The organism is Flavisolibacter nicotianae (assembly GCF_003628535.1).
Taxonomy (GTDB): Bacteria; Bacteroidota; Bacteroidia; order Chitinophagales; family Chitinophagaceae; genus Flavisolibacter; species Flavisolibacter nicotianae.
On sequence record NZ_RBCI01000002.1, the window covers coordinates 1 to 12,821 of the forward strand.

At 46.5% G+C, this 12,821-nt stretch carries 10 protein-coding genes; 9 read left to right on the top strand and 1 reads right to left on the bottom strand.

The genetic code is table 11. The features are described 5' to 3' along the window. The first annotated feature begins 327 nt into the window (after positions 1-327). The 9 genes from D6024_RS04965 (at position 328) to D6024_RS05010 (ending at position 12,598) form a co-directional block, all read left to right on the top strand. Positions 328-858, top strand: coding sequence for a hypothetical protein (locus tag D6024_RS04965; RefSeq protein WP_162944551.1), 531 nt, complete (start codon positions 328-330; stop codon positions 856-858). Positions 859-1,695: 837 nt separating this feature from the next. Further along, positions 1,696-1,902 carry a DUF3871 family protein gene (locus D6024_RS27560; protein WP_121353510.1) on the top strand — a complete coding sequence of 69 codons (207 nt, stop codon included), beginning with the start codon at positions 1,696-1,698 and terminating at the stop codon, positions 1,900-1,902. 217 nt (positions 1,903-2,119) lie between these two features. Next, positions 2,120-4,420, top strand: coding sequence for an ATP-binding protein (locus D6024_RS27165; protein WP_240409957.1), 2,301 nt, complete (start codon positions 2,120-2,122; stop codon positions 4,418-4,420). Next, positions 4,417-6,375, top strand: a complete 1,959-nt coding sequence (locus D6024_RS27170; protein ID WP_121353511.1) for an ATP-binding protein — start codon at positions 4,417-4,419, stop codon at positions 6,373-6,375. The genes D6024_RS27165 and D6024_RS27170 overlap by 4 nt, the downstream gene beginning before the upstream one ends. Before the next feature lie 14 nt (positions 6,376-6,389). Beyond that, entirely contained in the window at positions 6,390-8,435 is a 2,046-nt protein-coding gene (locus tag D6024_RS04985; RefSeq protein WP_121353512.1) for an ATP-binding protein, read from the top strand. Between the two features lie 240 nt (positions 8,436-8,675). Beyond that, positions 8,676-8,900, top strand: coding sequence for a hypothetical protein (locus tag D6024_RS04990; protein WP_121353513.1), 225 nt, complete (start codon positions 8,676-8,678; stop codon positions 8,898-8,900). 419 nt (positions 8,901-9,319) lie between these two features. Then, positions 9,320-10,291, top strand: coding sequence for an IS481 family transposase (locus tag D6024_RS05000; RefSeq protein WP_121353515.1), 972 nt, complete (start codon positions 9,320-9,322; stop codon positions 10,289-10,291). Between the two features lie 435 nt (positions 10,292-10,726). Continuing rightward, entirely contained in the window at positions 10,727-11,092 is a 366-nt protein-coding gene (locus tag D6024_RS05005; RefSeq protein ID WP_121353516.1) for a hypothetical protein, read from the top strand. Positions 11,093-11,452: 360 nt separating this feature from the next. Next, the gene (locus D6024_RS05010; RefSeq protein WP_205573226.1) at positions 11,453-12,598 is read left to right on the top strand and encodes an alpha/beta hydrolase; all 1,146 of its coding nucleotides are present in this window, start codon (positions 11,453-11,455) and stop codon (positions 12,596-12,598) included. Between the two features lie 3 nt (positions 12,599-12,601). On the opposite strand, the gene D6024_RS27565 is transcribed toward D6024_RS05010, so the two are convergent. Continuing rightward, on the bottom strand, positions 12,602-12,814 hold the full coding sequence (locus D6024_RS27565) for a transposase (protein WP_205573247.1): 213 nt from the start codon (positions 12,812-12,814) through the stop codon (positions 12,602-12,604). Positions 12,815-12,821 lie beyond the last annotated feature (7 nt).

A 12,821-nucleotide genomic window follows, 5' to 3' on the forward strand; every position in this document is an offset into this window, starting at 1 on the left:
ACCTGTCCAATTGACCTGCCGGTCTCCCTCAGGCAAAAGGAAACCATTGTCTCGTATAGTTTAAATATACGGAAGAAGTCTAATTTGATGAACGTCGATGTTGGCTTGGTCATCTGGCAACTGGCAATTAATGTCCATACATCTTCACCCTTTAGGATTACGCCATATTTTCTTTGCTGCAATCTTAAAATGGAGTCTGCATTCTTATGAGTGCGTGTGCCTGAAGTACAACAATTTGGTTAATCCGGATACTGACAGGTGAACCGATGAGTAGCTTGATTTATAAAAATATCTTATGTATATTTATTTTAAACTAACGGTTATGAAGTGGATACGCCTGCTCCCGGTCTTCCTTTTTGTTTTTTGTTTACACGCCCCGGCCAATGCATTGCCTTTTCCTTTTTTATCAACCTGTGTTTTCAACGACACCACGTCAACCACAAAAATAAAAGTGAATGCACCCATAAAAGAGAAAAAGGGCTTTTTTATCAGTTGAAGGAAAAACTAACAGTGCTTTTTGCACGGACAGCACGACAGGATAACGTCGCAGCTGATCGGAAAAAGACGCTCACCATTGTGTCTGTAGCACTTGTGCTATTGAGTATAGTGCTTTGGGCTGCAACAGGCTCTCTTTTGCCTGGGTTGTTTGTAATGGGCGGACTTTTCACGGCAGTCATGGCCACACATGGGAAACAACAGGGAGAAATTCCAACAGCACCAAAAAACTCTGATACGCCTGGTGCCCCAAGCAAAAAAAGCTGGTTCAAGCGACATGCTGCAGTGATCATTGCCATCACCCTTCTCCTGGGTGGACTTGCGGCGCTAGCCATTGCTTTCGGAAATATGAAATTTCATTAGTGCTTTTTCTTTTCCGTCAGAAAAGAAAGATGCCGTTCGAAAAGCTACCTGCATTTTTCGTCGTTTCAACAAGGCTAAAAAATTGGTATAAGGCTATTCGCCTTGCAAGGAAGTGACTGATATTAAAATGTACTCTGTGGATCATGAGTAGCTTGAACCTTTTTAGGTAAGTTGTTCTTTATCAGTGAAATACGCTTGCAAAAAAGAAGTAGGTGACACGAGGGTGCACTGCCCGCGTTTGGCGTCGTTTCGGCTCGTTTTTAGAACTTCTTCGAAGATAAACACCTTTTTGTTTTTACAGTCATCGAAGATTAGTAACCAATGACAGATCGAAGATCTACGCTCTCAAATCTGTCAATGGTGTAGAATCGAGTAGAGGGAACACGCTGATTATTCTATTGCAAGAGACGCATTAATTCAAAGCTTTTCTTGAAAGTGACAGGGCATTCAGCCTTGGAATTCAAACTGGCAAAGGCGATAACCCGAGGACTGCTGAGGAGTGATGTCCTTACCAGGTACCTGGCGCAGAAAGAGCCTTGCCTTGGTGGTAGCTCACCTGCAGTTGCCCTTTCCCGGCGAGCGGTGGGGGCATTCCCCAAGGGGTATTTTCCGGGTGGGTCGGCAGGGATACTTTTGTAATTGATTGCGGACAATTGGCCTTCCGGAGCTGCTGGAGTTGGTGCGGCGTGACCAGGGAGTCCCGCCAGAAAGTGGCCCCAAGCAAAACCATGGCGCTTGTCCGCTTGCCGGTTTCGCTTTACCCTTCCTGTGACTGAGGCGTAGCAGCGCTTTGCCTTGACACATTGGGTAACCGCCTTTCAGTTTCACTCGTTTTAGGTGGCCAGGGATTATTACTCAGATGAACATTTTGGTCGGGAATGCAATGAAGAAATCAGCCTGTGGAAGTTCTACAACTTCCTCACGGCTGCCAACAAGTCGAGCTATATTGACCTGCTGCTCCCACGGGCTGCCAATGCCTCTGCGTTCGTGGATGGGGTGACTACGTCTTTCGAACACAGGAATCCGCATTGGTTCCTGAGTTAAGCTGCTGCTTTTTGCTGTCCGTTCGTCCATTTCTCTTTGGTGATTTGGATGGATGGACAGTTTTTCATTGGCATATTGTACAGAAAGTATTTTGTATCTTTTGCTACAACATATAGTTCCGATGCCTGCTTTGAGAAAATACTTGCTGTTTTTTTGGCCCTGTGCGATTTGGCTCTTCCATCCTGCTTTGCTTCTGGCTCAGCACAACGTCCGTTTTGTGGTAACCGAAAGGACAGCCATAAAGCACGACCGCATTTACCTGTCAGGGTCCTTCAACAATTGGGACTCCACAGCCAACGCAACGTACCGGTTGCAGCCTTCTGAGAATGGAGCAAAAAGTCTCACTCTTCAGCTTCCCGCAGGGAAATACGAGTACAAAATCACACGGGGTAACTGGTTGACGGTGGAAAAAGATTCCTGGGGTCTTGAAATTGCCAATCACGTTATTACAGTTAGCCGTGATACCGTTGTTCACCACACTGTTGAGGCATGGCGTGACCAAATCATTACCGACAAGTGGCAGGCGTTGGCAAATGCCAGAGAGGACACGGCAAAAGTTTTTTTACTGACACAACTGGCAAACATCTACGGCTACTATCCGGAGTGGTACAACGCCGATTCAGCTTTGTTTTACGTTCGCAAAACATTGTTGCTGTTGCAGGCCATTAAAACATCGATGGAGTTTAAGGCATGGACAGCCCAACAGTATGTAGGCCGTTTCATTGACCTCCAGGAAATGGCAGCCAGTCTGTTGCACGCCTTTGGCAATTACTCAAAAGCCTTGGAATTACGGCTGAAAAATCTTCAACTGGCCCAGACGGAAAACAACCCATTTGTGATGGTTCGGGTTCTTGATGGGGTAACAAAGGAATACATTGCCATGCACGATTATGCAAACGCCTTGATTTACGGCAGACGTTTGTTGCAGGGCCCAGTGTTATCTCCGTCGGGGGCCGATTACCTCGCGTGGCGTGGCAGTCTTACCTTAGCCGATGTCTATTACTACAACGGCAAGCTTGACTCAGCTCTATTCTTTAGTCGGCAAGCCTATGAACTGTCCGAAAAGTTAACGGCATTTTACCAGAAAGTTTTTGCCCCTCAGCAATTGGGTGATATCTATGCAAAGTTGCACAATCGCTCGTTGGCATTTGTCTACTACAGAGAGACAATGACCCTTGCCGCTAAAAACCGTGATCTGGCGGCGCTGGCCAAAGTGCAACAGAGCATGGCCTCCCTTTTTGAACAAAGCGGTGTTCCTGATTCAGCTTTGTATTATGCCAAACATGCCTTTGCGATGGTTCAGGGTGAACCAGCGGATGTCAAGGCGTGGGGCGAGAACCCGGACGATTTTCTTTTGATCACTGCGCCACTAATTGCCAGACTCTACAACCAAAAAAAACAAAATGACAGTGCCTACAAATACCTGAAGTTCTCTATTGATATCCGGGACCGGTTGTACAACGCAGAAAAGCTGCGAGAGTTTCAAAATGTCAGCTTTAACGAAAGCATCCGGCAGCAACAACAAGCACAGGAAGTCAAAGCAAAACAACAGGCGTATGAGACAAGAATGAAGTTGTACGGCCTTGCTTTTGGTATGTTGGTGTTGTTGATAGTTGCCGGGTTGTTGATACGGAATAATCGGAACAAGCAGAAGGCTTATACACTCGTGCAACACCAGAAAGTGGAAACAGAACGTGCCTATGAGCAGCTCAAAGCGGCGCAAAACCAATTAGTCCAACAGGAAAAAATGGCCTCACTTGGCGAACTCACCGCGGGCATTGCTCACGAGATCCAAAACCCCCTCAACTTCGTGAACAACTTCGCGGCAGTCAACAAGGAACTGCTTTCGGAGATGAGGGACGAAATTGAAAAAGGAAATTTTGAAGGCGTGAAAGGCATCGCGGGTGACCTGGAGGCCAACGAAGAAAAGATCAGCCACCATGGGAAAAGAGCTGATTCGATTGTCAAAGGCATGTTGCAACACGCAAGGGCCGGCACCGGCAGGAAGGAACCCACAGACATAAATCAACTGGCAGATGAATACCTCCGGCTTAGCTTTCAGGGCATGAGAGCCAAAGACAAAACCTTCACTGCTAACATAGAAACGCACTTTGACACGAGCCTTAGCACCATCCGTGCGGTGCCACAGGACATTGGCCGGGTGCTGCTCAATTTATTCAACAATGCGTTTTACGCGGTGCGTGAAAAGCAAAAATCTCTCAATGGCCAATATGATCCGAAGGTTGAAGTGAGCAGCAAGGGGGAAGGAGATCACGTCTTGATCATTGTAAAAGACAATGGTGTGGGCATGTCCCCAAAAGTGGCGGAGAAGGTCTTCCAGCCGTTCTTCACGACCAAACCCACCGGGGAGGGAACAGGCTTGGGTCTTTCACTGAGTTATGACATTGTTACCAAGGGGCATGGCGGTGAACTGAAAGTTGGTACAAAAGAGGGCGAGGGCAGTGAATTTATTGTGCAGTTGCCTAATTCAGGGCAGCAGTCAAACGGCCTGCAATGAGAAAAGTTCTCTTCATCATAGGCTTTTTATTATCCAATGGTTACGCGAATGCGCAACTGAACGAAGACAGTTTGTATGCCATCATCAATCAGCACAAGGGCGACACAGCCGAAGTCATTGCGTTGGTTTATCTCGGTGCTCTACAGCAGCAGATCGACTCACTTCAGGAGTATGCAATGCAAGGCATGAGCCTGGCTAAAAAAATAGAGTACAAAAAGGGGGAAGCCGATTGCCTTATGCTCTTTCAGGATATTTATGCTCGCCAGGGCAATTTCAGCCAGACGATACAAACGAATTTAGATGCCTTGGCTATTTACCAGGACCTGAAGGATTTTACAGGTATAACCTCGGCGCAGGCCGAGTTGCAAGGAACTTACAGGGAGGTCGGCGATTATCGCAAGGCTTTGTCGCATGGTTTTTCGGGCCTGCAGACAGCGGAGGCCCACAATGTTCATGGCTCATTCTTTTTTCGGGGCCACCGCTGGGCCCCGTTGCTGTTGGCAGAGATTGGGCAAACCTATCTGTTGATGAATCAATTAGACTCCGCCTTATTTTACACCAAACAATCCATTGCGCAAAAAGAGCTGTTTAATGGAACTCCGTGGGAGTTTCCACTTTACCTGCTGGCAACCATCCTAACCATGAAGGGAGAATACAAACTGGCACTGGAAAAATACCGCGAGGCCCTGGAGTTGTGTCTACCCAACGACTTTTTAAGGGACACGTTGCAGATTTATAGCGGTATGTCAACTCTCTTTATAAACACAAGGCAATATGATTCAGCCATTCACTATGCTAGCATTGTTACAAAAGGCTGGAATAGTCAGTCTGAGTACAAAAACCTGCTGGAAGCCGTTCGTAACCTGGCGCAAGCCTACAAAGCAACAGGGAGCAAAGACAGCGCACTGAAATATTTAGAGGTTAGCCAGATCATAAAAGACAGTGTTTTTAGTGCCGAAAAAGACCGCAGTGTGCAGCAGGTAGCCTTTGATGCAAAGCTGAATGAAGAAGCCTTCAAGGCAGACCGGATTCGCTACAAGAGCAGGGTGCAATTGTTTGTTCTTGTTTCCGGTGTATTTGTCTTGTTGTTGATTTCCGTCATCTTGTGGCGGAATAACCAGCACAAACAGAAAGCAAAAGCAAAAATTGAAAAAGCGTATGAGACGTTAAAAGCAACGCAGGCACAGTTGATTCAACAAGAGAAGATGGCTTCACTCGGCGAACTGACGGCGGGCATTGCGCATGAGATTCAGAACCCACTAAACTTCGTCAACAACTTTTCCGAAGTAAACTGTGAACTGCTGGATGAACTGGAGCAGGCCAATGCACGAGGCAGGCCGGAAGAAGTACAAGCCATCGCTCGTGAGTTAAAGCAAAACGAAGAAAAGATTGCCTACCATGGCAAACGTGCTGATAGCATAGTGAAAAGCATGCTGCAACACTCCCGAGCCAGCACCGGCGAAAAACAACCGACTGACATCAATGCCCTTGCTGATGAATACCTGCGCTTGAGTTACCAGGCGATGCGATCAAAAGACAAGTCGTTTCAGGCTGCGATAGAAACCCGTTTTGATAACGACCTTCCTAAAATCGATGTTATACCGCAAGACATTGGTAGAGTTTTGCTGAACCTGTTCCAGAACGCTTTTTATGCGGTAAACGAAAAAAGAAAAACACGGGACGGAACGTTTGCACCGGTTGTTTCAGTCAGTACCAACGAGCGGAACGGGAAAGCAGAAATTTGTGTAAAGGATAACGGCACCGGCATACCCCCAAAAGTACAAGACAAGATCTTTCAACCCTTTTTCACCAGCAAGCCAACGGGTGAGGGCACTGGACTGGGTCTATATCTCAGTTACGACATCATCACCAAAGGACACGGCGGTGAGTTGAAGGTGGAGACAAAGGAAGGCGAATACGCTCAGTTTACTGTCAAATTACCCATACTGACATAATTTAAACAGGTCCCATGCGCAAAGGGCTACTCTTCGCTTTATTCATTCTTTTCCGCTGGCTCACTGTCCAGGCCCAAGGAACTTCTGCCCAGCATCATTTGCAACAAATAAATCCGTTTAAAAATGATACGACCAACATGTTGCACCTCCAAACCTTGGCCGAGGCCTATGAAGAGACAAATCCAGATAGTTCCTATTTCTATGCCGAACAACAGCTAAGTCTTGCCCGCAGCTTGCAACTCAAATTGAATGAAGCCTACGCGTTAAACGACATGGGCTATGCGCAGTTGAACATGGGCAATTATCCCAAATCCTTGCGATTTCTGTTGGCAGCGCTCGAAATTGCCGAAGACCCTGAAAGCGAACGACACGTTCTCCCGGAAAAATACCTGAACCCGAAAGATTATTTAAAGCGACCGGTGACGGCTCACATGCTTCGTCTTGAAATGTTGGGCACTACGCACAGTAATTTGGCTATTTTATACGGTAACACCGCCAGTTACGAAAAAGAGCTTTCTCATTTCCTGCTGGCCCGGACACTTGTGGAGCAAGCAGGCAACGGCTTTTTATTGTATTCCATCGACATGGGTTTGGGCAGGATCTACTTATCCCGACAGCAGCTGGACTCGGCGCTGCGCTGCGAACAAAGGGCTTATCAGCTATGCCTGCAAACAGGCCATAAAAAATACCTCGGAAGCATTTTGCTGACTACCGCCAAGATTTACGCTGCACGAGGCAATCCCGCACAAGCCAAGAATTATTTCAGACAAGCGTTGCTGGCCAGTGCTGAGGAAAAATACTTCCGTGGTGTGGTGGCCTGCAACCTCGCCCTGGCGAATTTGTTCCGGCAAGGCGGGCAAAAAGACTCCAATTTTTACTACGCCAACACCGCCTTTCAGTTGGCGCGGCACCTAAACATTCCGGATTTGCTATTACGGTCCTATACCGAGCTGGCAGCATTTTATAAGTCTGTAAACAACAGCGATAGCGCCGTTAAATACCAGGGGCTCATCATTGGGGTGAAGGATAGCGTGTTCAATGCCAGACAAACGCAGCAGTTCAACAACATCGACGCATACGAGCAGCAACGCAAACAAGAATTGCAAGAGGCCAGGAAGTCCTTTCATAATCGTTTACGTCTGTACGGGCTTTCGGTCGGATTGCTTGTGTTTCTACTGCTGTCGGTTGTTTTGTGGCACAATAACCGGCAACGGAAAAAGACAAACTTTTTGTTGGAACACCAAAAAAGTAGAATTGAAAAGACGTTAGAACAACTCCAGGCCGCCCAAGCACAGCTCATCCAATCTGAGAAAATGGCCTCCCTTGGTGAACTGACTGCCGGCATAGCGCACGAAATTCAGAACCCACTCAACTTCGTGAACAATTTCTCGGAGACGAACAAGGAGTTAATTGAGGAGATACAACAAGCAGCACAACAGGGAAGTCTACAGGAGGTAATTGCCCTTGCAAATGACCTCAAAGCCAATGAGGAGAAGATAGCTCACCATGGTAAACGAGCTGACAGCATCGTCAAAGGGATGCTTGAGCATTCCAAGGGGACAACAGGAGAAAAGCAATCAACCGACCTCAATGCCCTGGTAGCTCAGTACCTGCAGCTGGCCTATAGCGGCTACCGGGCCAAAGACAAAACTTTCAATGCTGATTTAAACACTCAATACGATCAGGCAATTGGTAAACTAAGCCTTGTGCCACAGGAGATAGGAAGAGTATTGCTCAATCTTTTCAACAACGCTTTCTATGCCGTGCAGCAGCAGAAAGCACTACGCAATGGAACCTTTGAACCAGCGGTTACGGTTTGCACAAAACAAGAGGAAGGCAAGGTCATCATCACCGTGAAAGACAACGGCACGGGCATCTCTCAAAAATCAATGGGCAAAATCTTTCAACCTTTCTTTACCACCAAGCCTACAGGCGAAGCAACAGGACTTGGATTGTCGTTAAGCTACGATATTGTCACCAAGGGGCATGGCGGGACATTGTCCGTTCAGTCAGTAGAAGGCGCGGGGAGTGAGTTCGTGGTGCAATTGCCTACCATTTAACTATCAAACATTTATTCTTCAATACTCCTATTAATCTATTGCGGGTTGCAATAGCCCGATACCTTCTTTTTTCAGGATTACGCTGTATTTTCTTTGCCGCAGTTCCACATGGCTGCGGTTTTCTTTTGTGTGGCTTTGCCTGAAGTGCAACACTGAAAAGCGACTGAAAAGAAATGGATACTTCTTCAAGGGCTGGCAGGTACCACAGCCCTTCTTTCTTCACTTCAAAAACAAACAATTATGGCAAACAAACATCAACAACCGCAGTCCCAGCGTGGCTGCCTTATTGCTTTTATCATTGGTATCTTTATCGTTGTCGTCCTTGCAGGCGTGATAGACACCTGTGCTTCTCCCAGGAAGCCGGGTGATCCAATTTCAACGGTGCTGGTGTGGGCTTTTCTCCTAACCTCACTATATGTGTTGATCAACACAAAATTCAAGAAAGATGAGAATTGGTTCGAGTAGCTCTCAATAGCTCATTCATTATTACCTTTAAGATCAGGAAAACAAAAGTTCTTTGGTTTTGTGTCATTCGTTTGAGGTGTATGTACGGCGTATGTGCAATAAAAAAGGCTACAAGCTTTTTAACTTGTAACCTCTTGATTTCTAAGTGGATCCTGAGGGACTTGAACCTTTTTAAGTAAGTTGTTCTTTATCAGTGAAATACACTTGCAAATTAATCTGTGAAGTTTCAACACATTCGCTACATTTTTTGTATTTTGTGTGGAGCTGATGAAAAGGAGAAATTAAGGCTCGTTTCGAGCCGATGTCTTTTCTGATAAAAGCTGAATAGAATTCCTGCAGTTGCAAAAGACATCGGTGCCGAACGAGCAGGCCTGCCGCAGGCATTCTATATTGTTTTTTCATCTCACTTTCCAATTGCCATGGCTGAACAACATCGACAACTGAAAGCAAGAGAAGCGTGGATCCGGTGCTTTGTGCAGACAGCTTCCGTCAGCAAAGCAGCGCGGAAATGTGGTATTCCTCGCTCTACGCTGTACCGGTGGATCAAACGCTTTAATGCAGAAGGTAAAGAAGGGTTGCAGGGTCATTCCAAACGTCCCAAGAAACTGGCAAAACAAAAGCTCAATGCTTCTTTACAGCAGCTCATTCACTCCATTCGAACAGAATTTAAATTCGGACCGCAACGTATCCAAGTTCATTTACTCCGGGTGCATCAAATAGAACTCTCCGCTGCCACCATTTGGCGGGTGCTAAAGAAAAACAATGTACCAGCTATCAAAAAGTATCGCAAGAAAAGTGATTATACCCGCTACAGCAGGCCCATTCCGGGAGATCGAGTGCAAATGGATGTCAACAAAGTGGGAGTGAAATGCTACCAGTATACTGCCGTCGATGATTGTACCAGACTTCGAGCTTTGAAGTTGTACCCAAATAAAAAAGCTGAGTCCACGGTTGATTTTCTGGGCTATGTGCTGGATACATTTCAGTTCTCAATTCAGCGGGTGCAAACTGACTGGGGAACGGAGTTTTTCAACGATCTGTTTCAGTATGAGTTGGCCGATCACTTCATCAAATTCCGACCGATCAAGCCCAGAAGCCCGCACCTTAACGGAAAAGTAGAACGCTCTCAGCTCTCTGATAAGGCGGAGTTTTATGCAACGATTCCGCACAAAGAAAGAAACATGGCGTTAGCGCCAAAGCTCTCAGAGTGGCAGCACTTTTATAACCACAAAAGGCCACACGCTTCCCTGAATGGCAAGACACCGTACGAGAAGTACCATGAACTGGAGCACCTCATCCCGATCCAACCAGATGTAACCGCTAAGTACTGCGAAAAAGAAGTTGAAATCATCCCAAGAAACAGCAGTTGGTACTACAGAAAACGCATCTAAACTTGTCTCACATGTGTTGAAACATCACAATTAAAAATACGTGACACCAGGGTGAACTACCCGCGTTTTGCGTCGTTTCGGCCCGTTTTGAGAACTCCTTCAAAGATAAACAGCTTTCGTTTTCAAGAATTCTTTTGTTTCAGTGATCATCCCAAAATGACACCTACGACAGATCGTAGGTCGAAGCTCTCGATTTTGCCATTGGTGTCGAGTTGGACAGGGGGCAGCACTAATGTTGGTGTTCAATTCCTTGCCGGACAAATAACAGAAAGGGTCAATAATATCTTCGTAGGTGACCAGTTAGAAAATTGCCAATCTATCGAGAAAAAGGTCAATAGAATTCCGTTAAAATTCTGAAAGAACATGGATGAGAAACGATGCAGGTAATTTCACTTCCTCATTCTTTTTTCCTTTATTTATACCAAATTCCCAACTATGAAAACGAAAGCTGTATTCCTTTTTTGCGCTTCAGCAGTTTTATTCGCAAGTTCTTGTAAGAAAGAAAGCACGCCCAGGCCTCAAATTAGTTTTACCAACAACACCGCAGAAGGCACTGCCAACGCAAGTGGAGAGTACACGCTGGCTGGCCATATTTCCTCGCAGGTGTCACTGGCAAAAGTGACCCTAACGAAACAAGGCCAGTCAACAGTTTTTCTAAGTGATGAGTCTACGGCAAAAAACAAGAATGAATATGATTTCTCTTACGTCGTCACAGGCATCAATTCGAGTACAACAGTGATCATTGATGCCTACGATCAGCAAGGTGGCCAAACCAGTTCACAGTTCCTGATAAAGAAATAACGCCGTTCAGCAATCATTTGAGGCAAACCAAACAAGGGCAATATTTTTGTAAAAACTCTTGTTTGGTTTTTTAGTTTATGTCAAAAGTAAAAGGTTTCTTTCAGAAACCAGCCGGGCTTGATGGCTACTTGAAAATGATAAAGTTGGTGTCTGATTATCGGCAGGTGGTGTGCCGGCATGCGAACAATAAAGGTCAAGCTATTGCGTGGTTTGGGTGATTGGGGTATTTCGTTCTCCTTTTCGTTCTTCCGGGTTATTACAGCCTTATTGTCTATCGATGTCTTCTGAAAAGGCCCTGCTTTCTAAACAATTTTCATGGTCTGATTATTTCCGGGTTTACTAAACTTAATCATTTCATTCATGAAACCATTCGACACAACCCGGTTTAGGCAATCCCGTTTTTTCTATTCTGTTGCTTTTGGCTGCTGTGCCATTTTATTCACCGCCTGTGGTAACGACAGCGGTTCAGCTACAACCAATGCCGATAGTTCCAGTGTGATGAACAATACCGCTTCGTTAAAGCCAAAAGGTGAAGACCCCGCCTGGGGAAAAGACATTGATGACGAAATGCTGGTGGTGATCGAGAAACTGCAAAGCTATGGCGATAAACCGATTGAGACCGTGTCGGCACCGGAAGCACGAATGGGACATACACCAACCGACGCCGTGATGGATGTGATGAAAGAGCACAACATCCCGGTGCCGCCTTCCAACGTGGACACGATTGGAAAAGACATTCCGGTTGAAGGCGGCAGCATTCATGCCCGTATTTACACCCCAAAAACCACAGACAGCCTACACCCGGTGATTGTTTATTACCACGGCGGCGGTTGGGTGATTGCGGACCTTGACACCTATGACGCTTCGGCAAAAGGCTTAGCAGAGCAAACCGGCGCTGTGGTGGTATCAGTGCACTACCGGCAAGGCCCGGAACACAAATTTCCAACAGCCCATAACGATGCGTTTGCAGCATACCAGTGGGCACTGAAAAATGCGGCCTCCTTCAACGGCAATCCCAAAATGGTAGCTGTGGCCGGTGAAAGCGCCGGTGGCAACCTGGCTTGCAGCGTTAGCATGATGGCCCGGGACAAGGGTGTGCAGATGCCGGTGCACCAGCTTTTGGTTTATCCTATTGCCAATAGCGATATGAACAGCGAGTCGTACCAAAAATATGCACAGGCCAAACCGCTGAACAAACCTATGATGGAATGGTTTGCCAAAAATTACCTGGGTGATATGAGCAAGGCGGCTGACCCTCTGATTTCTCTTGTAACCGCCAATTTGAAAGGCCTTCCGCCAACAACGATTGTAGGGGCCGAAATTGACCCGTTGCAAACGGAAGGAAAGCTGCTTTCCGATAAGTTAAAAGAAGCAGGTGTTGAAGTTGACTACAAGTTATACAACGGCGTCACCCACGAGTTTTTTGGAATGGCAACTGTCGTTCCCGATGCCAAAGATGCCCAGGGATATGCTTCCGGCAGATTAAAGAATGCATTCAACAAATAATTGTCATCCGGCCATACACGACAGGGTATAAATATGTTGTGGTGTGTGGCCGGTGAAAAGCGACCCTAATTTGCCAGTAGTAAACGTACAGCCGCGATGATTGCTGATGGCCGCTTTGTGGGTATAGCGGCCCAGGTACTCAATGACCTGCTCTGCAAGGAATTGACTGATTTTGAAACTTACTCTGTGGCTCCTGAGGGACTTGAACCTTTTCAGGTAAGTT

What these genes read in the sequence shown, in the direction of transcription:
- D6024_RS27170 (WP_121353511.1), top strand. Translation starts at nt 4,417, where the DNA reads ATGAGAAAAGTTCTCTTCATCATAGGCTTTTTATTATCCAATGGTTAC.
- D6024_RS04985 (WP_121353512.1), top strand. Translation starts at nt 6,390, where the DNA reads ATGCGCAAAGGGCTACTCTTCGCTTTATTCATTCTTTTCCGCTGGCTC.
- D6024_RS04990 (WP_121353513.1), top strand. Translation starts at nt 8,676, where the DNA reads ATGGCAAACAAACATCAACAACCGCAGTCCCAGCGTGGCTGCCTTATT.
- D6024_RS05000 (WP_121353515.1), top strand. Translation starts at nt 9,320, where the DNA reads ATGGCTGAACAACATCGACAACTGAAAGCAAGAGAAGCGTGGATCCGG.
- D6024_RS05005 (WP_121353516.1), top strand. Translation starts at nt 10,727, where the DNA reads ATGAAAACGAAAGCTGTATTCCTTTTTTGCGCTTCAGCAGTTTTATTC.
- D6024_RS05010 (WP_205573226.1), top strand. Translation starts at nt 11,453, where the DNA reads ATGAAACCATTCGACACAACCCGGTTTAGGCAATCCCGTTTTTTCTAT.